Source organism: Flavobacterium aquidurense (assembly GCF_002217195.1).
In the GTDB taxonomy this organism is placed as follows: domain Bacteria; phylum Bacteroidota; class Bacteroidia; order Flavobacteriales; family Flavobacteriaceae; genus Flavobacterium; species Flavobacterium frigidimaris.
The window spans coordinates 155,101-177,100 of record NZ_MUGR01000014.1 but is presented as its reverse complement, the minus strand read 5'-3'; the positions used below and the strand labels follow the sequence as shown (position 1 = coordinate 177,100).

Annotated in this window: 23 protein-coding genes; 7 read left to right on the top strand and 16 right to left on the bottom strand. The window is 34.7% G+C overall.

What is annotated here, in order from left to right; translation table 11 throughout:
- Positions 1 to 57: 57 nt before the first annotated feature.
- The 4 genes from B0A67_RS07975 to B0A67_RS07960 form a co-directional block, all read right to left on the bottom strand.
- Entirely contained in the window at positions 58 to 522 is a 465-nt protein-coding gene (locus B0A67_RS07975) for a DUF2752 domain-containing protein (RefSeq protein ID WP_072957149.1), read from the bottom strand.
- Positions 497 to 880: a DUF4234 domain-containing protein gene (locus B0A67_RS07970; protein WP_072957152.1), complete on the bottom strand. Its 384-nt coding sequence runs from the start codon at positions 878 to 880 to the stop codon at positions 497 to 499. Before B0A67_RS07970 ends, B0A67_RS07975 begins: the two co-directional genes overlap by 26 nt.
- Positions 881 to 1,210: 330 nt before the next feature.
- Positions 1,211 to 2,158, bottom strand: a complete 948-nt coding sequence (locus B0A67_RS07965) for a 2-hydroxyacid dehydrogenase (RefSeq protein WP_072957155.1) — start codon at positions 2,156 to 2,158, stop codon at positions 1,211 to 1,213.
- A gap of 109 nt (positions 2,159 to 2,267) precedes the next feature.
- A complete protein-coding gene (locus B0A67_RS07960) occupies positions 2,268 to 3,821 on the bottom strand; it encodes a hypothetical protein (RefSeq protein WP_072957158.1) in 1,554 nt (517 codons plus the stop codon).
- Between the two features lie 250 nt (positions 3,822 to 4,071).
- Between B0A67_RS07960 and nhaA the strand changes: the two genes are divergently transcribed.
- Positions 4,072 to 5,217, top strand: coding sequence for a Na+/H+ antiporter NhaA (gene nhaA / locus B0A67_RS07955; RefSeq protein WP_072957161.1), 1,146 nt, complete (start codon positions 4,072 to 4,074; stop codon positions 5,215 to 5,217).
- 41 nt (positions 5,218 to 5,258) lie between these two features.
- Positions 5,259 to 5,795: a hypothetical protein gene (locus B0A67_RS07950; RefSeq protein ID WP_072957163.1), complete on the top strand. Its 537-nt coding sequence runs from the start codon at positions 5,259 to 5,261 to the stop codon at positions 5,793 to 5,795.
- 58 nt (positions 5,796 to 5,853) lie between these two features.
- On the opposite strand, the gene proC is transcribed toward B0A67_RS07950, so the two are convergent.
- The 7 genes from proC to serS all read right to left on the bottom strand — a co-directional run bounded on the left by proC (position 5,854) and on the right by serS (position 13,554).
- Complete coding sequence (gene proC / locus B0A67_RS07945) at positions 5,854 to 6,630, bottom strand: pyrroline-5-carboxylate reductase (RefSeq protein ID WP_072957165.1); 777 nt, start codon at positions 6,628 to 6,630, stop codon at positions 5,854 to 5,856.
- Positions 6,631 to 6,815: 185 nt separating this feature from the next.
- Complete coding sequence (mgtE, locus tag B0A67_RS07940; protein WP_072957168.1) at positions 6,816 to 8,222, bottom strand: magnesium transporter; 1,407 nt, start codon at positions 8,220 to 8,222, stop codon at positions 6,816 to 6,818.
- Positions 8,212 to 8,991 carry a 16S rRNA (adenine(1518)-N(6)/adenine(1519)-N(6))-dimethyltransferase RsmA gene (gene rsmA / locus B0A67_RS07935; protein ID WP_072957171.1) on the bottom strand — a complete coding sequence of 260 codons (780 nt, stop codon included), beginning with the start codon at positions 8,989 to 8,991 and terminating at the stop codon, positions 8,212 to 8,214. The genes mgtE and rsmA overlap by 11 nt, the downstream gene beginning before the upstream one ends.
- A 96-nt stretch (positions 8,992 to 9,087) precedes the next feature.
- A complete protein-coding gene (locus B0A67_RS07930; RefSeq protein ID WP_072957175.1) occupies positions 9,088 to 9,399 on the bottom strand; it encodes a DUF4286 family protein in 312 nt (103 codons plus the stop codon).
- 94 nt (positions 9,400 to 9,493) lie between these two features.
- Positions 9,494 to 11,275, bottom strand: coding sequence for a tetratricopeptide repeat protein (locus B0A67_RS07925; RefSeq protein WP_072957178.1), 1,782 nt, complete (start codon positions 11,273 to 11,275; stop codon positions 9,494 to 9,496).
- A gap of 99 nt (positions 11,276 to 11,374) precedes the next feature.
- Complete coding sequence (gene lgt, locus B0A67_RS07920) at positions 11,375 to 12,190, bottom strand: prolipoprotein diacylglyceryl transferase (protein ID WP_072957181.1); 816 nt, start codon at positions 12,188 to 12,190, stop codon at positions 11,375 to 11,377.
- 92 nt (positions 12,191 to 12,282) lie between these two features.
- Complete coding sequence (gene serS / locus B0A67_RS07915; protein ID WP_072957186.1) at positions 12,283 to 13,554, bottom strand: serine--tRNA ligase; 1,272 nt, start codon at positions 13,552 to 13,554, stop codon at positions 12,283 to 12,285.
- 403 nt (positions 13,555 to 13,957) lie between these two features.
- Between serS and B0A67_RS07910 the strand changes: the two genes are divergently transcribed.
- Entirely contained in the window at positions 13,958 to 14,569 is a 612-nt protein-coding gene (locus tag B0A67_RS07910; protein ID WP_072957190.1) for a DapH/DapD/GlmU-related protein, read from the top strand.
- Between the two features lie 80 nt (positions 14,570 to 14,649).
- Here B0A67_RS07910 and B0A67_RS07905 read toward each other — a convergent pair whose 3' ends face one another.
- From B0A67_RS07905 to B0A67_RS24950, 5 genes are all read right to left on the bottom strand, one after another.
- On the bottom strand, positions 14,650 to 16,059 hold the full coding sequence (locus B0A67_RS07905) for a T9SS type A sorting domain-containing protein (RefSeq protein WP_072957193.1): 1,410 nt from the start codon (positions 16,057 to 16,059) through the stop codon (positions 14,650 to 14,652).
- Between the two features lie 54 nt (positions 16,060 to 16,113).
- A complete protein-coding gene (locus tag B0A67_RS07900) occupies positions 16,114 to 17,658 on the bottom strand; it encodes a patatin-like phospholipase family protein (RefSeq protein WP_072957196.1) in 1,545 nt (514 codons plus the stop codon).
- Between the two features lie 106 nt (positions 17,659 to 17,764).
- Positions 17,765 to 18,142: a PKD domain-containing protein gene (locus tag B0A67_RS07895; RefSeq protein WP_072957199.1), complete on the bottom strand. Its 378-nt coding sequence runs from the start codon at positions 18,140 to 18,142 to the stop codon at positions 17,765 to 17,767.
- Between the two features lie 242 nt (positions 18,143 to 18,384).
- Positions 18,385 to 18,927 carry a DMP19 family protein gene (locus tag B0A67_RS07890; RefSeq protein ID WP_072957201.1) on the bottom strand — a complete coding sequence of 181 codons (543 nt, stop codon included), beginning with the start codon at positions 18,925 to 18,927 and terminating at the stop codon, positions 18,385 to 18,387.
- A gap of 68 nt (positions 18,928 to 18,995) precedes the next feature.
- Complete coding sequence (locus B0A67_RS24950; protein WP_207557316.1) at positions 18,996 to 19,166, bottom strand: hypothetical protein; 171 nt, start codon at positions 19,164 to 19,166, stop codon at positions 18,996 to 18,998.
- A 259-nt stretch (positions 19,167 to 19,425) separates the two neighbouring features.
- On the opposite strand from B0A67_RS24950, the gene B0A67_RS07885 reads away from it, so the two are divergent.
- Genes B0A67_RS07885 through B0A67_RS07870 form a run of 4 tightly spaced genes read left to right on the top strand, consistent with a single transcriptional unit; the run spans position 19,426 to position 21,810 of the window.
- Positions 19,426 to 20,187 (top strand): MBL fold metallo-hydrolase, encoded by a 762-nt coding sequence (locus B0A67_RS07885; RefSeq protein WP_072957204.1) that lies wholly within the window; start codon positions 19,426 to 19,428, stop codon positions 20,185 to 20,187.
- Between the two features lie 26 nt (positions 20,188 to 20,213).
- The gene (locus B0A67_RS07880) at positions 20,214 to 20,684 is read left to right on the top strand and encodes a hypothetical protein (protein ID WP_072957207.1); all 471 of its coding nucleotides are present in this window, start codon (positions 20,214 to 20,216) and stop codon (positions 20,682 to 20,684) included.
- A gap of 23 nt (positions 20,685 to 20,707) precedes the next feature.
- Positions 20,708 to 21,256 (top strand): hypothetical protein, encoded by a 549-nt coding sequence (locus tag B0A67_RS07875; protein ID WP_072957210.1) that lies wholly within the window; start codon positions 20,708 to 20,710, stop codon positions 21,254 to 21,256.
- The gene (locus tag B0A67_RS07870) at positions 21,253 to 21,810 is read left to right on the top strand and encodes a YdeI/OmpD-associated family protein (protein ID WP_072957213.1); all 558 of its coding nucleotides are present in this window, start codon (positions 21,253 to 21,255) and stop codon (positions 21,808 to 21,810) included. Before B0A67_RS07875 ends, B0A67_RS07870 begins: the two co-directional genes overlap by 4 nt.
- Positions 21,811 to 22,000 lie beyond the last annotated feature (190 nt).

Below are 22,000 nucleotides of genomic sequence, written 5' to 3'. Positions count from 1 at the left end.
AAATTCGAAATAAAATAAAAAAACTCATAAGCCACAGCTTATGAGTTTTTTTATGTCTTAAAACCAGATGGACTGATGTAATATATCATCAAAAGAATTATTCCTGACAAACAGCACCAATCGTATCAAATGATAAAAAGCTAAAAAGTAAGCCATATTATAGGCCAGTTTTCTATTATATAAAAGGCCTGTAAAATATTCTTTTTTGGTAATGATTTCTGTCGTTAGTATAATGATGGTTAACCAGCAAAATATAATGACAAAAGGCCCCAGAATATGATAACTAACCGATTTGTAGATATCACCCTGATAGAAGTACACCAAAGATTTGGTTATACCACAACCGGGACAAGGAAAACCGGTAACCATTTTGAAAGGACAAAACGACTGATCTGTCTCTAAATGATCGTTGTGATTATTGAGCATCAAAAAAAACGGAATTATCAGTGTAATTGCTGCACCGATAATTCCGTAAATTTTACGTTTTACTCTGTTATTATTTGTATAATCTGTTGATATCACCTTGTACAATCATTGCTGCTGCCATAGGAAAGAAAAGCCCTAAAACAATTAATAAAGTAGATTGATCTTTTTGAAGTTCACCAGTTTTCTCGTAAACCTTTGGTAAAGCATCTTTACCGGCCAGGTAATAAAAATAAATATTTACCGGCATACAACATCCTGCAAAAATAGCAATTGGCTGAGAAATAACTTCTCTTTTGGCAACGGCATTAAAAACCTCTGCAACTTTAATATTCCAATAAATCAAATATAATCCGCATGTTAAAAATCCAAAAAGCAACACCATTATAGGGTCTACCTTAAATACCGGAATTTGTTCATCAAAATTGTTTGACGTTTCTTTAAAATTGTTCTCCATTTTTTATTAATTAAGTTTTGGTTAATGTGTTTCTAATTTCTAAGCATTAGACAAGCTTCTTTTAAAAGTCTGCAAAACTAAGCCACTATAAATAAGCGGCAGTCTCCTATAAATTATTATTGTATCAAAAAAAGTTTTTTTTATCAGACAATCAGAGTCCTGTTTTAAAACCTGCAACTATTTACAATCAGATTATTCATCTAAAAATGTGTGGCAATATTATTAAAAATTAACATTAAAAGCTAATTATGTTTTAAATAATTATACAGAAAAAACCCGTTATTAAAATTCTAAAAGGCAAACAGTATCTGTTTTTGTATGCCATTAACCTTACTTTGTGTATACTGCTTTTATTTTATCAACAATAACCTGCGCCAGACGCTCATGACTTTCAAAAGTCCAACCGGCAATATGAGGTGTTAAGAGAACATTTTTAGCCCCGAGCAAATACTGAAAAGCTTCCGGCGTATTTTTATCCTGAAAAAGTGTTTCGAAAGATAATTTCTCATATTCCAAAACATCCAGGCCGGCACCAAGGATCTTTTTAGACTTCATAGCTTCAACTAGATCCGCCGTTACGATATTTTTACCACGTGAAGTATTTATAATCCAGAATGGCTTTGCAAATGCGTTTATAAAATTTGCATTGACCATCTTATCCGTTTCCGGAGTCCACGGAAGATGAAGACTCAAAACGTCTGCTTTTTGCTGTAATTCCTGCAGCGACACCTGCCTGGCATTTTCATCGCCAATGTTTTCCAGGATATCATAAAAGACAACATCAACTTCGAAACCGCGGAGTTTTTTAGCAAATGCTTTTCCCATATTTCCGTAACCAATAATCCCAACCGTTTTTCCGTCTAATTCATGTCCGCGATTGCTTTCACGGTTCCAGTGTCCCGCTTTTATTTCGGCATCAGCCTGATTCAAATTATTGAATAAGGATAAAATTACGCCCAATGAATGTTCTGCAACAGCGTTGCGATTACCTTCCGGAGCCGCAATCAGATGAATTTCTTTTGATGCTGCATACTCACAATCAATACTTTCCAGACCTGCACCAACTCTGGCAATAAATTGTAAATTAACTGCTTTGTCTAAAAAAGTTGTATCGATTTTAAAACGGCTTCGAATTACGATTCCGTTATAATCCTGAATTTTAGCTTCGATTTCTTCTTTAGAAGATTTAAAATCTGCATGATTTTCAAAACCGGCATCTTCTAGTTGTTGCCAGAGAATTGGATTATTGCTATCGATATGTAGAATTTTTATGCTCATTGTAGTATGTTTTATAAAGCAAAAATACGGCTTATTATATTGGGATGATTTACAAAATGGGTTTGTTTTTCTTTGTTTCAGCTCAGCTACTTCATCACTGTCTTTACGATTATTCTAAAGAATATAATATCGAACGAAAAGTGTGCGGATACTGCCATTCCTTATTGACATAATTGGCATCATAAGAAACAAAAGCTGTAATTAATTTTCCTTCTGACTCCTTCATTTCAAAATCGGTTATTTCAAAATAACCCGATGTCTCGAACTGACGTTTTAAACGTCCTTCTTTATTAAACACATAAACCACAGCGCTTGATCTGTCTTGTTCGCCAGATGTATCGCGGATATATAAATAAAAAACAAAATCTCCATTAGCCCGCTTAAAGCCTTTGGTACTATTAGTAAAAGGCACTTCATAATGCCCAGGAAATACAAGTTTGATCTTCCATAAAGCAGTACTATCCTTACTGCGGCTTTTTTCAAATACTACTTCACTTGAATTTATTGCTTTTTCCTTTAGGCTAAAATAGGTTTTATCTGCTTTGTCTGTATAAAAAATAACGCTGCTCCCCTTTTCAACAGTCGGCTCTGTTGTTTCCTCTTTCGTGCTTTCTTCAGCAGTACTTGCGGTTTCGTCTTCAGTCTCTTCTTCGACATCCGGCGCTGACGGACCACGATAGAAAGAATAATACGGTTCTTTATCTGATGTATCAGAGAGCAACTCTAAATTAGCATTCAGCATAAATCTTTTATGTGTCGAGTAGTAGGATCCGTCTGCAGCAGAATTTTCTGTTCCTTCTACATAAAAATTTCCATTGGCTGTCAGACTTATGGCGTCAATTTCTGTTTCCGGATATCCATCAAAAAAATTCATTTTTAGCAAATTCAGATTGTGATCTAAAATTGCAACAAAAGGAATTTCATCCTGATTTGGCTTTGAAGCTTTACCGCTGATCACTATTTTATCCTGTATATACTGCAATAAAAAATCTCCTTTAGAAATATTCGAAAAACCCTTTTCCAACAAAGGTTTAAGAAAAATATCCGCCATCGATTTACTTTCGGTTTTATAACCCGAATATTTACTGTCGAATTTCATTTTATCGAGTTGAAATCTTATCAGTACAGCTCGCATTCTTGCTTCATCTGTATTGTCTTTTTCTGAATTACCATATGACTTGCTTTCTTTTTTGGCATATATAGTAAATCCGCCCTGATTATCAGGAAGTACTAATGTGTTGAACAAATTATATTTTGATTTCGAATCAATTAATTTCTGTTTTGCTACCTGAACACCTTGCTTGTTTAGTATCAGCAAAACAGGAGTATAATTATATTTTTCATCTCCTTCTTCTATCAAATACAGTATGTTTCCATTCTGAAGTTCATTAATCACCCTAAGACCTTCTTTTTTCATATCGAGATCGAACTGCCATATTGAAGGCGAATTGTATTTCTTAGAGAACTTAATCACTGATTTTACTTCAAGTCTCTCGTTTCCGTCTTGTTTTTCATCTATTTGATATGTTTTATCCACAACAACCGGAATTGTTTCCTCTATAGTAGTTGCTGCTGTATTTTGAGCATTTTCTTTTTTACAGGAAATTTGAATTAGAAAAAAAGAGAGTAGTAAAGGTCTAAACAGAATGGTCTTATAATTCATTGGTCTTTTTTTTGGTAACGGTTTTAAAAGTTGGTTAGATTATTATTTTCGCATGAAAGCGATATTACAACTCAGAATGCTTCTGGTAAGAAACATCAAAACGTTAAATAATAAAGATTAATACGACAAATTAATAAAACAAAAGTACAGTGAATTTTTTATTGATAAGATTTTTTTTAACTTTGAAAATCTAAGATTCATGGATTTTCCCTGAATTTCTCTCTTTCTAAATCATTAGAACCTCTCTAAAATGAAACTAACCAAGACTTTCAAAGCCTTTTTCAACAACGAAAAATCAGGAGGATTACTTCTTTTGTTTGTTACGATCATCTCTTTATACTTAGCAAACTCTTCATTTCAGACAGAATATATCGCTTTTTGGGAAAAAGATTTAGGCGGACATTCGGTTACTCATTGGATCAATGACGGTTTAATGACTATTTTCTTTTTATTGATTGGTTTAGAATTAGAACGCGAAATTTATCACGGTGAATTATCGAACATCAAAAATGCATCTTTACCCATTATGGCTGCTCTTGGCGGAATGTTGGTTCCGGCAGCTATTTTCCTGGCTTTAAATTTTGGTACTGCAACTCAAAACGGAGCAGGAATCCCGATGGCAACTGATATTGCTTTTGCTATTGGAATATTATCTCTTTTAGGAAAAAAAGTTCCGTCATCGTTAAAAGTATTCCTGACTGCCCTGGCCGTTATCGATGATTTAGGCGCCATCATTGTTATTGCCATTTTTTATACTACTTCTATCTCTTTTGTAAATCTTGCAATCGCTTTAGGAATCTGGGGATTCTTATTTATTTTGAACCGAATGAAAATTCAGAACCTCATTCCTTATTTAATTGGAGGCGTGATAATGTGGTACTTTATGCTCAACTCGGGCGTTCACGCTACAATCACGGGAGTCATACTGGCTTTTGTAATTCCGTTTGGAGATGGTGGAGAAAAATCTTCGTCTTATAAATTGCAGCACTTTTTACACAAACCTGTTGCTTTCCTGATTTTACCTCTGTTTGCCATTGCAAATACTTGTATTGCGATTCAATCAGACTGGCACGAAGGCTTAAGTCATACTAACACTATCGGAATTATTCTGGGTCTTGTTGTTGGAAAACCATTGGGAATCGTTCTTTTCTCTTCTATTGGGGTCAGTGCCGGATTATGTTCTTTGCCTAAAAGCCTGAAATGGGCACATATTCTAGGTGCCGGAATGTTGGGCGGAATTGGTTTTACAATGTCTATCTTTATTACAATTTTAGCCTTTAAAGATCCTGAAACGATTGTTTTTTCTAAAATTGCAATTTTAATCGCCTCTATACTTTCCGGTGTTTTTGGATTAATTTATCTAAAATATACTTTGACAAGAAAGAAAACGGCATAATTTTCAACAAATTCAATCTGTAAAAAAGCATCCTAAAGATTATGAAATCAGCTGACAAACATTTCTTTGCCTTTTTTATGATGATATTGCTTTTGGCCTGCAACAATAAACCAAAACCTGTAAGTCAGGAAAAGAATCCTGAAACGATCGCGACTAATTCTACAAACAAAAATGAAGAATCTATTGCAGGTTTTTACGAAACACAACCGGACCCAAACAATACTGGTGAATGTAAAATTTCTGTTGAAATCAAAAAAGAGAAAAACGGTTATACTTATTTCCTAAAAACAAAACTCAGAAAACTAAAAGGCATTGCCACTTTTACCACAAACGAATCCGGTGAAAAATACCTTCTTCTGGAAGGTATAAAATGGGATGATTACGAGGGAGACCTTGGCAATGAAGATGAAAATGATTCAATTACAGAATCAGAATCTCCAGCATTAGAAATCCCTGTTGGAATTGATGCAAGTTATACTAAAGACACACTTACAATTCAGAATTATGGAAATTCGATGAACTCTTATACTAAGATTGCAGAATGTGACAGGAAGTATATACAGCTGATTAAAAAATAAATTCCAAACCCAACAAAATTGGAATTTGGAATTTTAAAATATTGTAATTTAATACGACCTAACCTTTTATTTGTTTCAAAGAGGTCTTAATTCCTTTGATTAATGAAGAACTGAAACCATTGTGCTCCATTTCGTTCAGACCTACAATTGTACAGCCCTGAGGCGTCGTTACACGGTCGATTAATTGTTCCGGATGCACTTTTTCCTCTAGTAACATTTTTGCAGCTCCTTTCACCGTTTGTGCGGCGATTGCCAAAGCAGTTTGTGAATCAAAACCTATTTCGATTCCGGCTTGCATTGAGGCACGAATGTATCTTAGCGCATAAGCTGTTCCGCATGCACCAAGAACTGTGGCAGCATCCATTAGTTTCTCATCGATTACAGGAGCAGTTCCCAGATCCTGAAACAAGTCAACAATTGGCAATGCTTTCTCTCTGTCTTTTTCAGGGAAAGAAATACAAGTTGCCGATTCACCAAACTGAGCCGCGATATTTGGCATGATTCGGATAACCGGATATTCATTATTTGTTTTTTCCTGAAGCATATCCAAAGACAAACCACTCACCGCCGAAGCAATCGTTTTTCCTTTGATTGCAGGCAAAATTTCAGCTAAAACTATATCAACCTGATACGGTTTTATCGTTAGAATTACCACATCGGCTTCCTGAATATTATGTTTATTATCTGATGAAACCGTGATGCCATACTCTGATAAATATTGAATACTGGCTGTATTTCTTCTCGTAACAGTAACCTGATTGTTTTTTGAGAACTTCGCAATTCCCAAGGCAATAGAAACCCCAAGATTTCCTCCTCCTATGATATGTACTTTCATTCTGGTTGGTTTTTTGATTTGTTTTTCCGGTAGGTTAATAGCAGATTTTTCGACGTGTAAATTACGCAGATTTTATAGATTTTAAATCACTGCAATGTATCAATTTGTGGCAAAAATCTAAAAGCCAGGAATCATTCCGGCTAGTACAAAAGCATTAGTTATTGTAATATTAACCGATTCTATTCTTACAGCAACTTTCCTTTCAACAATAAAGAAGCTATCGTAAAATAGATTACCAATCCTGTTACATCTACTAAAGTAGCGACAAACGGTGCTGATGAAGTTGCGGGATCGAGTTTAAGTCTTTTCAGTAAAAAGGGTATCATAGATCCTGAAAGTGTTCCCCACAAAACAATAAATACTAACGATAGCGAAACGGTCATCCCGATGGCTACCCAGTGTTCTCCATATTCATAAAGTCCGGTTTCCTGCCAGATAAAAATCCTTACAAACCCCACAATTCCCAAAATGGCACCTAGTAAAAATCCTGATGCAATTTCTTTTTTCATTACATACCACCAATCTTTTAGCGTAAGCTCTTTCAATGCCATGGCACGAATGATAAGTGTTGCTGCCTGTGAACCGGAATTTCCTCCACTCGAAATAATAAGCGGAACAAATAAGGCCAGAACGACTGCTTTTTCTATTTCACCTTCAAAGAATCCCATTGCCGAAGCCGTAAACATTTCTCCGATAAACAAAACAACAAGCCATGTAGCTCTCTTTTTGACCATCTCGCCCAAACGCGTTTGAACGTATGGCAATTCTAAGGCTTCAAGTCCCCCAAATTTCTGAATGTCTTCAGTATCTCTTTTCTCTATTTCGTCTTTTATGACATCGATAATATCATCAATTGTAATGCGGCCTACCAAACGTCCTAGTTCATCTACAACAGGAATCGCTTCGAGGTCGTATTTATCCATTATTCTGGCGACTTCAACATCAGGAGTTTCAACGTTTACATGATACAGTTTTCGGATATAGATATCAGAAATTTGTGTTTTGGTCGATGTTGTCAATAAATCTTTAAGCGATAATCTGCCTTTAAGCCTGTTTTCATCGTCTACCACATAAATAGAATGCACTCTTGAAACATTTTCAGCCTGAATACGCATTTCTTTTACACAAGTAAGTACGTTCCAGTTTTCGTTGACTTTCACCAACTCTTTGTGCATGATACCTCCGGCAGTATCTTCGCCGTAACGCAATAAATCAACGATTCCTTTAGCGTGTTCGACATCCTGAAGCTCAGAAATTACCTCTGCTTTTCTGTCTTTAGAAAGTTCTCCAATAATATCTGCCGCATCATTGGTTTCCAGCTCATCCAGCTCTTCTGCGATTTCTTTAGGCGAAAGTCGGTTTAAGATCTGTTCACGCAAATCATCTTCTAATTCAAGAAGAATTTCGGCTGTTTTTTCGCTGTCTAGTACTTTAAATATATATGTGGCTTCATCAATGTCAATTTCATCGAGGATTTCAGCGAAATCGGCATGGTGCATGTCATTTAATAAGATCTCGAGCTCTTTGTTGTTTTTAGCTTGAATGAGTTGAGCTATTTCTTTAATTAGCTCTTTGCTGATTTTAAACTCCATCGGCTTCTATTTTTTGAGTCAAAACAATAAATTCCTCCACGCTTAATTGCTCTGGACGCTTATCAAAGATAGTGTCTAATCGCAATTCATCTGATAAATTTAATGTTTTCAAACTGTTACGTAATGTTTTTCGTCTTTGCTGAAAAGCGGTTTTTACCACTGTAAAAAACAACTTTTCACCGCATGGAAGACTATAATCTTCCTTTCGGGTCATTTTCATCACACCCGACTTGACCTTGGGCGGAGGAATAAAAACGTTTTCATCTACCGTAAACAGATACTCAGTATCATAGAAAGCCTGTGCTAATACAGATAAGATTCCGTACGCTTTTGAGCCTTTTTTCTCGCATATCCTTTCAGCCACTTCTTTTTGAAACATCCCCGAAAATTCCGGAATCTGATGTTTGTACTCTAAAGTTCTAAAAACGATCTGCGTAGAAATGTTATAGGGAAAATTCCCAATAATAGCGAATTGTTTATTTTCATAAACCTCGTTTATATTGTATTTCAGGAAATCCTGAGAGATAATTTTATCTTTTAGTTTTGGATAATTTTCACCCAAATACACCACAGATTCCGTATCAATCTCGATCACGTGTGTATTTATTGGTTTGTCAAGCAAATACTTAGTCAACACACCCATCCCCGGTCCTATTTCTAAAACCTCATCGTATCCTTTTAAACTTAAAGTATCTGCAATTGCTTTGGCGATACTTTCGTCTTTCAGGAAATGTTGTCCTAAATGTTTTTTGGCTTTTACTTTTTCCATTTTCTTTTTTTAGATTCTTGGATTGTTAGACTTCTTAGATTGTTAGATTTTCAGTAAGTCTAAAAATCTAAGAAGTCTAATCATCTAAAATGTCTTTTAATGTTCCGAAATCACTTCTAATTCAGTTCTGAAAGAAAGCATCTTATCAGCAAATAAAGACAAAGCTTCCTGATGAAAAGCCGGCTCATCTTCTATATAATACTGATCTAAAGTTGCTTTGCTGTCCGTAACATATTGAACTGAATACGTAATTCCGCCCATTTCTTCTTCAATCATAACCCTTACAATTCGTGCCGAAGAAAACTTTTGTGTCGCCAGAATTTCAGGTATGTGTTTTTCCTGCATCCATTTTAACCATTGGTCATGAACGCTTTCGTGTATATTAGTAGTAACGTTGTAAATAATCATTTTTCTCTAAATTTTAGACTTCTTAGACACTAGTCTACTTAGATTTCAGAAAAGTCTAATAATCTAAGTAGTCTAATAATCTAACGATCTATTTTTATAAATTCTTGTCTCCTCTTAACTCTCTGTATTTTTTTCTCGCATCAACAAAATAAATACTATCCTGATGGTTAAAAATTACTTTTTCATATAAAGGCTTTGCCTTTTCTGTATCGTGCAATTCGTCGTTGTAAATTTCTGCCGAAAAAAACAGCGCTTCATCTACATAAATTCCGTCGCTATGATTGTCAATGATCTGCTGGTATTGGCTTAAAGCCAAATTATACTCTTTTTGACTTTCATAAACTTTACCTAAACGCAACAATGTTACAGCTTCTATTTCTTGTCCTTTAAAGGCTTTTAAAATACCCTGAAACTGAGCAATTGCTTCCGGTTTTTTATTCTGATAAATTAAAAAATCGCCTTTTGCAAATTGTTTCAATGCCGTTTGTGTCGAATCAGCAACCGTATTATCATTAATCAGTAAAAAATATTCAAGAGCGTCATTGGCAATTAACTGTGTGTTTGCCGCTTTCAACTCTTTGAATTGTTTCAGAGCCCATTCAAAATCACCTTTGTAATAACTTGTTTTTGCCGCTTTTAAACTGGCTTCGTGCGCCATGACATCATTCTTTAAATCCAATTGAATCTGGGAATAATAAATCAGTGCCTGATTGAATTTTTCTTCTAAAAGCAAGATGTCCGCCAACTCCATCTTTGCATCTGCTTTTTGATAATCATTCAAATTTAACTCTAAAGCCTTTTTTATAATTGTCTTGGCTTCTTCAGTCTTTTTGAGATTAAAAGCCAGGAAATGTGCCTGAATTATTTGCAAAGATAAGGTAAAAGGAGTTATTTCATAGGTTACAAGCAATTGTTGTAGCTCATTATTGATAATTGGATACTCTTTTTCCTGAGCTTTATCGATTTTAATTTGCATTAAATACGAATTGGTCTGAACCAATAAATCTAAATCTTTGGTATTTAGAAGTATAAAATTCAAAATCTCAGTTGCGGTATCAGTATCATCTTCGTTCAACGCAAACTGGCTTAAATTGACGATACTCGAAAGCGATTCAGGTTCACGCTTGTAAATTGCTTTTTCCTGAATAAAGGCTTTCCCAAATTCCTTTTGCTGCACATAAAACCAGCTTAAATAATGATTCCAGAATACATCCTGATCTTTTTGAGTTCTTAGGATCAAAGATTTGCGCATTGCATCTTTAAAAGCGGTATTATCTGTCTCACCATTCATGAAACGGGATAATTGCGTCTGGATCAAATTGGCATTTTGCGGATTATTGTAGGATTCAGTCAATAAAAGATCAATCATCTGATCGGTCTTTCCTAACTGACCGTACAGCATTCCGATCTGGAAATTAAAATTGTAATTGGGCTGGATCTGCATTGCCGTTTGATAAGCTTTCAAAGCATATTCCAGCAATACTTTTTTCTCGAACGAGTTCCCAATTCCGTAAACATCATTCGGACTTGTTTTTATTCTCTCGATCGCTTGATCGTAGTAATTTTTGGCTTTGGCATCATTTTTCTGCAGTTGAAAATTATATCCCAATTCAACTAAAAAAACACCTTGTTTATATCTGTTGTAACGATCCTGAATGGTTTTTTCGGCCAAATCAAATTGCTGCAATTGCTGATAACAATCGATCGTTTTTAAAAAATACTGCGTGTTGGATGGTGAACCTTTTAAAAGTTCTTCGTAACTGATTTTAGCTTTTTCAAAATCACCTTTATCATAGTAATACTGAGCCAATTGCTCATTTTGCGCTAATGCAAGAGTCGACCATAATAAAACGATATAAATAAAGATATTTTTCATACTTCAGTCTTTTTCAGTTTTCACTCGCATTTTTCCGTTTTTGCTTTCAGTATTTTGTATTCAGTGCAATTCACTGTAAACTGTGACTGCTACTGTAAACTATACTTTCTTCGATTTCCAAATCATCAAAGCTATTCCAATCACAATAAAAGGAATACTCAATATTTGTCCCATATTAATAATCATATCATTTTCGAACGCTTCCTGATTTTCCTTAAAGAATTCAATTATAAATCGGGCTACAAACATTAAAGTTAAGAAACATCCAAAGATAAACCCGTCTGCTTTTTTAAACCTTTCTGATTTATAAAGATAAAGAACAATTACGAAAATCAGCAAATACGCAAATGCTTCGTACAATTGTGTTGGATGCCTTGGGATCCTATCATCTCTCTCAAAAACCACTCCCCAGTTTCCATTCGTAGGTTTTCCGTAGATTTCAGAATTCATAAAATTCCCAAACCTGATAAAAGCTCCCGTAACCGGAACTCCAATGGCCATTTTATCTAAAATCCACAAGAACTTGACTTTATACTTTCGACAATATAAAATCATTGCGATCAAAACGCCTATTGATCCTCCGTGACTGGCTAAACCCTGATAACCAACAAACTTATATACTCCGGCTACCTTCTGAATTGGTAAAAGTATTTCTATTGGGTGCTGAAGAAAATAAGAAGGTTCATAGAAAAAACAATGCCCTAATCTGGCTCCCAAAATGGTGCCTACAATTACATAAACCAATAAACTATCCAGATTATCTAATGAAAGATGTTCTTTTTGGTAAATTCTTCTTACGATATAATAACCCAATAAAAGTCCACAGGCAAAAAGAGCGCCATAATATTTTAATGGAAAACTATCTGTGATCATGAAAATAACAGGATCAACATTCCAATTTAAAATTCCATTCATCTTGCTTTATTTTTGCTTTAGTACTTACTATAAATTAAGAAAACCTAACAGGTTTTAGAAGCCTGTTAGGTTTAATCCTAAGTACTGTAAAATTAATTTATAATATCAAATCCGCAGTAAGGTCGTAAAACTTCTGGAATTACGATTCCTTCCGGAGTTTGGTAATTCTCTAATATTCCGGCCAAAACTCTTGGCAAAGCCAATGAACTTCCGTTTAATGTGTGCGCCAATTGGTTTTTTCCGTCTTTGTCTTTGAAACGCAATTTCAAACGATTGGCCTGAAAAGTTTCGAAGTTAGAAACTGAACTGATCTCTAACCAACGATCCTGCGCTGTAGAGAAAACTTCAAAATCATACGTCAAAGCCGATGTGAAACCCATATCGCCTCCGCATAAGCGTAAAACTCTGTATGGCAATTTCAATTCTTTCAAAATATCTTTTACATGTTCTACCATTCCGTCCAATGCTGCATAAGAATTATCAGGATGTTCAACACGTACAATTTCTACTTTGTCAAATTGGTGCAAACGGTTTAATCCGCGCACGTGTGCTCCGTAAGAACCTGCTTCACGACGGAAACATGGCGTATATGCTGTATATAAAACCGGTAATTCAGTTTCAGCTAAAAGAACATCGCGGAACAAATTCGTAACCGGAACCTCAGCAGTTGGAATCAAATATAAATCATCAATAGTTGAGTGATACATTTGCCCTTCTTTGTCCGGCAATTGCCCGGTTCCGTAACCTGAAGCTTCGTTTACCAAATGCGGAACCTGAACTTCATTATATCCTGCAGCCGTATTTTTATCTAAAAAGTAATTGATTAAAGCACGTTGCAAACGAGCTCCTTTTCCTTTATAAACAGGAAAACCAGCACCGGCAATTTTTACACCCAATTCGAAATCTATGATATCGTATTTCTTTACCAATTCCCAGTGCGGTTGAGCACCTTCGTGTAAAACCGGAATATCGCCTTCTTCAAAAACATTTAAGTTATCGTCCGGAGTTTTTCCTTCAGGAACAATATCAGCAGGAAGGTTTGGTAAAGTGTATAATAAATTAGTTAATTCAGTTGCCAAAGCTTCTGCTTTTTCGCCTAATTCTTTACTTTTTTCTTTTAATGAAACCGTTTTTTCTTTTAAGATTGCCGCTTTAGACTTCTCTCCCGCTTTCATTAATTCTCCAATATCTTTGGACAATTTATTAGATTCAGATAAAGTGTTGTCTAATTCTACTTGTGTTGCGCGACGGTTTTCGTCTAGTTGCACCACTTCTTCAACAACGCTTTTAGCATCGATATTTCGTTTTGCTAAAGCCTTGATTACTTTCTCCTGATTCTCTCTAATAAATGCGATCTGTAACATAGCTTGATTTTTATAACTATTGTATTTTTTTATAACGGAAGCAAATTTAAGGAAATGTTTTATAAGATCACGACAAAGTTGATTCTAAAGTTATTTCGGGGGTTATTACGAAGAGAGGTTCCGCAGAGATGCACGAAGATTTTATTATTTTTTTATGAATGGATTAAAATCCATCCCTACAATATATAACGAGCCGAAGGCTCTCTTGCCGAAGTTCGGGAGAAACGTTTTATTTTGTAGCAACGTCCCGAGCCCGAAACGTCGGGACTGGACTAATCCGTTCAAAACAGTATTTTTTTTTAAAAATATTCCTTCGCGAAACTCTGTGAAAAACTTTGTGAATCTCTGCGAAACTCTCCATCTTCGAAAATAAAAAATAAGTAAATTGCAATTAAAAATTACAATGATGCATATTGACCATTTTATAGAAAATTTCTCTGCAACTTTTAACAATCTTCCTCAATCCGAACCTTGGAATATTACGAATGACCTTAAAACTATAATCGAAAAAATGATTTTGAATCTGGGTGATGATTATACCATTCAGGATAATATTGCCATTCACAAATCAGCCACTATCGAAAATAATGTAACCATAAAAAGCCCTGCAATTATTGGTAAAAACTGCTACATTGGCGCAAACGCTTATTTTAGGGAAGGTGTTTATTTAGACCACTCAGTAAAAATTGGTCCGGGTTGCGAAATCAAAAACAGCATTATTTGCTCTAATACCGCAATTGCCCATTTTAATTATATCGGAAACAGCATCATCGGAAGAAACATCAATTTTGAAGCAGGTTCGATTGCTGCAAATCATTATAACGAAAGAGCCAATAAAAAAATCTCCGTTCTTTATAATTCCGAGATTATCGAAACAAATTCAGATAAATTTGGTTCTTTGGTGGGAGATAATTCCCGAATTGGAGCAAATGCCGTTTTATCCCCAGGAACTATATTAACTAAAAACTCGATCGTAAAAAGATTAGAATTAATTGAGCAAGTGATTCCGGAATAAGGTGATTCCACAAAGATGCACTAAGGTCACACAGAGATACTCAAAGATTTTAATCACAATAATTCTTTATTCTATTCTCTTTACTCTCTAATCACCTTAAACGTTTCTACTGCATCTTCAAGAGTGACTTTCAGGATATAAAATCCGGCATCTAAGGCAATAACGTTTATGGTTCCGTCTGTGGTTTTACCTTTTAAAACGCTTTTGGATTCAAAATCAAAAAACTCAAAATCGAAGTTGCTTGTTTTTAAATTTTCAATAGAGACTACCGTTGTCGCCGGATTTGGGTAAACGAAAGGTTTTTTGTACTCTGTAACTTCGGGCTGAGTATTATTGCAGGCACTTTCTAATAACGATGGCAAATCTGCTTCGTCATACGCCAAGGTATAATGAAGCTCGTCTGCTCTTTGGAACAACTCACAGGCTTTTTTGTATTTATGCTGATCGAGATAAATAATTCCCAGGTTTTTCATCGCATACGAATTGTTTTTATCCATTTCTAAAGCCTCTTTCAAATCAGCAATTCCTTTATCTGATTCGCCCAGCTTGTGATAAATTAAACCCCTTGTCGTTCTTAAATCCCGTCCGCCATAAGCAGCAGTTCGCTCTATAATTGCTTTTTCAGATTTAAAAGCTTCCGTGACGTTTTCCATTGCTTTTTGATACTCGCCTAAATCACTGTATAATCTTGCGAGCGCCCATCTTGCATGTGCATGATTGGGCTTTTTGGCGATGATTTTTTCTAAATAAAAACGTGCCAGATCATTTGATTTTCGCTGTTGCAGTAAAGACGCAAAATTGTATAAAATGCGCAAATCATCCGGAGCATTTTTTATGGCTTTATGGTAATAATTAAAAGCAAAACTTTCCATTTCCAGTGACGCATAAATACTTGCTAACCGGTCGTAGAGTTTGCTCCTGAATTCATTTTTCTTTTTCTCCAGAGAATCAGACAGAACGATATCCTTATTTTTAGGATCTCTGTCAACTGAATATTCTACTTTTTTTAAATCTTCAAGTGCCAAAGTGGTGTTGCCAAGACTAATACGTAAAACACCTCGATTGTATAAATCATTAACTTTAGTTGGATTGTAATTGGTTTTGACATTGATTTCGGTCAATAATTTAAGTGCTTTTTTGACGGTTTCTTCCCTGTCTTTATTAAAAGGCAGTTTATGATCTGTTCTGCTGACTAATTTTCCGTGAGAAAAATTCCAGGTCACCAGTTTCTCTCCTTGTTTGTTGTACTGAAAAGCATTTGAATCCTTAAGGCCTTTATCATCATAATAAAAAATCTCGTTGAGTTTTCCGTTAGAATAATATGTTTTCGTGCTGTCCGGTTTTTTATCCGGTCCATACCAAATCTCTATAGAAACCACATGATCATCATAAAAATAACGGGAGACATTATCAGACGCACTATTACTTTTTACCTGAGCAGATAAAAAGAGAGGCAAAAACAATAAGGCAAACACGATTTTTTTATTCATTATAATGTTCTGTCAAAAGTGTAGGATGAACCAGGAAATCAAATTTCGGCAAAATTACTTATGTTCTACCAATAATTCTTTCAATTCATTGGTTTTTAAATAAGCTGCAAAACGTCCGGAAAGCAACAAGATTTCTCTTTCTTCCGGTGTAATCCTCAGTTTGGTTTCAACATGCGAGGCATATTCATATAACAGCAAAACTTGTCGGGCAGACAAATCTTTAAATTTTTCTTTACTTAAAGTGGCAACGATTATTTCGCCATCTTTATCTTTTTTAAACGAATCTTCTCCAAATTTAGCGATTAAACCTTGCTTAAAAGTAGCAAACAATTTTACCCAACTACTCGATTCGTCATTTGTGTTTTTCAACTCAAAAACTAAATCTTCATAAGCATAATCTTTTTCCATCTTCATCAAATAATCCTTAATAGTGGTAAAACCAATAATCTGATAATTGGTAATAGGTATTTTATAACGCTCAAAAGTATTCTCGACATCTTTATCAAAAGTCATGTAGCGGGTTTGAACGGTGTATAAAGAAGCCGTTTCAAACAACGAAATCAGCCTGATTTTGGCATCATTGATATAAGGTTCTTTTTTTCCTTGTCCGAGACAATCAATAAAAAGTGCTTTTTTATTTTTGTCATTTACCCTTGTATCATTATGAAGCAGTTCGACTAGAGTTTTATATCCCATATTATCAGACGCGCCGCCATCGACAATACACAGAATTTTATCCTGATTTTTGACTCCAAATTTTACTTTTGGCAAAACGCCCGGAAAAGCAGAACTCGCCGTGATCGCATACGTAACGGGAAAATTATAACCATCATTGACTTTATTTTCGTTTAAAGCAATGGCGGCTTTATTGGGCGCAAGAGACGAGTTCAGGTTTAAACCCCGAATAATATGTGGCATAAACGGAATGCGTTCTCCGTTATTAAAAGCAGTTCCGTTCGCCACAAACATGGGTAAAGACGGAATTGACTTGCTGTCTTTGGGAATAAAAAAATCCGACAATAACATTTGGGTTCCAAATTTATTGACATTGTCAGGATTTGTGCCGTCGTATTGTAAAATATCCGAATCGATTCGCTGCGTCATGGATATTTTATCGCCTTTTTCGTTTCGGCTGTTGTTCAGTAAAGACAGAATATTAGCCGATTTATCTACGTAATCTTTATAAGCATCGGCTTTAGAAAAATAAAATTCGTTGAAGGAACAATTGTCATAAAACAATTTGTTCTTGAGAATCGTCAGATAATATCCTGCCGAAAAACAGCCTCCGGAAACGGTAGAAAAGTAGTCGATCTCGTTCAGGAAATTACGTTGAGAATTGCCTTCCTGAATTTCTTCTAATCCCAAAAGTACGCCCATACTAAAAAACTGCGCACGGGAACCTCCGCCCGAAATCCCGATTCCCAAAGCAATATTAGGATTCTGAAATTTTCGATCCCGCTCCTGAACTGATTTATAATCGCTTAACGAAACCGAAGGAATTGAACTGTAATTGATTTCTGAAAAAAGATTGATTTTGTTTTGAGAAAACCCTATTTGAAGAAAAAGAAAAAGCAATATCAGGCTGTATTTACATCTCATTTTTAACTTTTTTAAATCGCTAAATCATTAAAAGCAAATTTACAAGAAACTAAACGAAGTTAAATGTCCAATATTGAAATCTTTAACATTCAAAAAACAAAATTCTCTAATTTACAGTAATACTTCTTGTTGGCGACGATGTACAAGATGCACCTCCTTTTTGAACGGTAATATCTGCTCTTACTGTATAATTACCCGCGGCGCTATAAATATGCGAAATAGAAACTGTAGTTCCCGTTGCCGTAACTGTCTCTGCAGGTGTACCATCACCAAAATTCCATTTTACAGATTGTAAAGTGTTTGTTCCGGAATATTCAACTGCAAAATCGACTTTTTTAGGGTTTGTGGGATCTGTAGTATTCTTTACTTTCTCGAATAAAGACTCTCCAACACAATCTACTCCTTTTTCTATATCAGATTTACTGCAGGAAATACTTAAAAAAAATAATGCGGCAATCATCAAAATTGGGGATTTGCTTTTCATAATAGTACTTTTTTAGTGGTTTGTTTTAGAATGTTATTTCCACAAATATAATCAATATTCGAGATTATTTTTTTGATAATTATCATCAAAAAGCATTATTCTATTAGAATTTAAAGAAATTTTAATAACTCGCGCAAAGACACAAAGTCGCCAAGAAAATAAAACTTTGGGCCTTTGCGTCTTTACGCGAAATTTTATAGCCATTCAAACAAAAATTTTGTGAATCTCTGTGGTAAAAAAACTTACGCCCTCTTAATTTCATGCCCAACAAATTCCTCTAAAGTTGCAAACATATCGTCTACAGAAAGTACTTCGAAATCAGGATGGTTCTTCAGGAAATCAGCATTGAGCGTAATCAGGTTTTCTTCAAGTTCAAAGAAAGTATCGTTATTCAAAGAATCACGAACCGGATTTACACCTTCCAGTTTTCCACTTACGAATTTATTCAGCTTTACGCTGCTCATTAGTTTTACTTTTTTGCTTTGTTGCTGAAATAATTCCAGGTGTTTTTCGGCGCCAATCAATGCCAGACCTTCTTCGATAAGTTCGTTCAGTTCCTTATTCCAACCTGATTTGTAGACAAACTGAGAAAAATTCCCTTCAGCATATTGCGAGTAATAATAATCGAGATAATAACTCATCAAGGCATCTTCGTGAATAAATTCGTCATCGACACCTTCTTCACGCATTAGATTGATTACCGAAATATTTGAGTGAATCACATCCTGAAGATTTTCACTATTCATTGCCGTTTCAGAAACTAATATTCTACCGAATTCCTCCATTTTGATTTTTTTAAAGATTGATTTGCAAATTTCAGTTAAATTAAAACAGAAAAGAAATACAATCTGATTTATATGACATCAGATTCATCAGTATTCTTTTTTTCGTTCATTTTTGCTACCAAAGCTTTCAAGCGTAAAGCATGTGCTTTTTTCTCTTCTTGAATTTTGGCTTTTTTCTTATTGAGTAATTTGGTATGCAAAGCCTTGTTTTTGGTATTTTTTTCGGGTCCTTTTGCCATGGTTTGCTGTTCTTTGGTTTGCGTTTACAAAGATAGGAAATTGAATGAGAATTATTATTTGGGCGTTTCCGCAGCAGCAGACCGGGCTTTCGGCTCAATCTTTTGCATCGCTTCGCTTGCAAAAGGATACCGCCTCTATCCCTAACGCGATTTTGTTTTCAAAAGAAGATTTTGTTTTGTGAGATTATTTTGAAGTAAAAAAGATTATTTTAGCAAAAAGAAGAAAAAATAACATTGCCAACACTATACAAAATCCACCATGTCACAAATCCACCACCTCAACTGTGTAAAAATTGTTTCACCTGTTAACGACAATGTTTGCGGACATTGCTTATTGATTCAGGAAAACGACAAACTCATTTTAGTCGATACCGGAATTGGGCTTTTAGACATTCAAAACCCGGAAGAACGAATCGGTCAACAACTGATTGACATGGTTGGCTATCGTTTTGATGAAAATCAGACCGCCATAAGACAAATCGAAAAACTGGGACTTGATCCCGCAAAAATTACTGATTGTGTTATTTCGCATCTGGATAATGATCATATTGGCGGTTTGGCAGATTTTCCCAACGCAACAGTTCATGTTGGATTGGAAGAATGTGATAACTACATTTCCGGTAATCCAAGGTATTTAAAAACGCCTTTGTCACATCAGCCAACAATAAAAACCTACGAAAAATTAGATTTGAACTGGTTTGGATTCGAAGCCAGAAAAGTCGACATCGATACTGAAACAGAAATTTACCTAATTCCGCTTTTCGGACATACATTAGGACATTGCGGTGTTGCTTTAAAAACAGAAAAAGGATGGATATTTTATGTCGCAGACGCTTATTATATGAGAATTGAACTTACTGACAGCAATCATCCGGTAAACCAATTGGCAAGAATGAGGGCTGAAGACAACGACTTAAGATTAAGTACATTAGATAAAATCAGAAATTTAATCAACGAACATCCTGAAATTGACGTTTTTGGATATCATGATATCGAAGAATTTAATTTTTATCAGAACTAAACAAATTCCGCTTAAAAAAGTACAAATTGAACATAATAACAAATTCAGATTTTGACGAAACTTTTTCTTCCTTAAAAAGAATGGGAGAAAGATTGCTGCGTGCAAAAAATGCTTTCGAATTATTAAAGAAATTAAACAAGGAAACTACAAATCCGGAATCGGATATTTTAATTTCTGAAATCGATAAAATTCAATATCAATCGAATACAAATAGTTATTTTTACTTTTATTTTCCAATCGTGAGTCATGTTTTGTACTACAAACCGCAATACGAAAAAGACATTTTAAAATATTTAATAGGTCCAAACTTCGCCAACGGAACATCTGAAGTTGATGAAATGATTGCGATGATCAAAGGCGCAATGAATTTTAAGCTTCAGGAAAACAAATTGTACCTGACCAAAGAAAGTCAGTTTTGGTTTTTGAATGAACTTCCGAAACTTGAAAAAGAAATTCAACGAGAAATAGACGTTTGTTGGAAAGAACTTGACGAATAAAAAACACATAATTAAACACTATTATGAAAGTAAAAATCATATTTATTTCGTTCGTTTTATTACTCACATCTTGTCATAAAAAAGAAAACTTAAACATAAAGTTCAAATATTTCGATTTTACTTTTAACAATACTTTCGAAACATGTTTTTCTATAAAGTTTACTCCAAACGATAGTGTTTATATTAGAGAACATTGGAACGAAAATGAAGATACTGCAAAGATTCCAAAAAGCAAAACAAACTATATCGCTTTAATAAGTAAAAAAGATAAAGAAATACTATCTGATTTAATCTCTAAAACACAACTAAAAAATTACAAAGAGAGTTATAATGAAGATTATAGCGATGGCAAATATTACACCGTTTATATTGACAAAGATTCAATCAAAAAATTAATTGCAATACACAGCCATAAAGATGATGTTCCAAAAGATCTGGATTCTTTAGCTAAATGGATTTATAGTTGGAAAAAGAAAGTGAAATTAATTGAAACCGATAAAAAATTAACTTTCTTCAGCTCAGAATCTGTTTTACCACCTCCTCCTCCTCCATTAAAACGTGAAAATAAATGAACCTAACCTTCTTCCCAACCCAAGAACAATTCAGAGCATGGCTGGAAAAGCATCACCAAACAGAAACCGAACTTTTAGTGGGTTTCTATAAGGTGAATAGCAAAAAACCAACAATGTCGTGGTCAGAATCCGTAGATCAGGCACTTTGTTTTGGCTGGATCGATGGCGTTCGCAGATCTGTTGACGAAGAAAGTTATTCGATCAGGTTTACACCAAGGAAGAAATCCAGTATTTGGAGCGCGATCAACATCAAAAAAATCGAAGCACTCACAAAAGCCGGATTGATGAAAGAAGCAGGAATAAAAGCCTTCGAATTCAGATCTGAAGAAAGATCTAAAATTTACTCGCACGAAAATGAAGCATATGTTCTCGATCCTGAGTTCGAAAAACAATTTAAAGCCAATGAAGTAGCCTGGGAATATTTCAACAATCAGGCACCATCGTACAAAAAAGTAATAATTCACGTAATTATGAGCGCCAAACAAGAAAAAACAAAACTTGCCAGACTTGAAAAAGCAATACATTTTAGCTTTGAACAAAAACGAATGTTGTAAAAGAAATTCAAATGATTATAACTTAGATCAAATGACAATCAGTAACTTTATTCTATCGAAAAAATATTTAACACATAGAAACATAGGTTAATACTAAATTAAGGAGACAAAAAAGAAACACATTTCTCCAAAATAGTCACCTATATGCATTTTAGTTAAGTGAAACGCCTTTTTTCAAGCAAATAAAAGC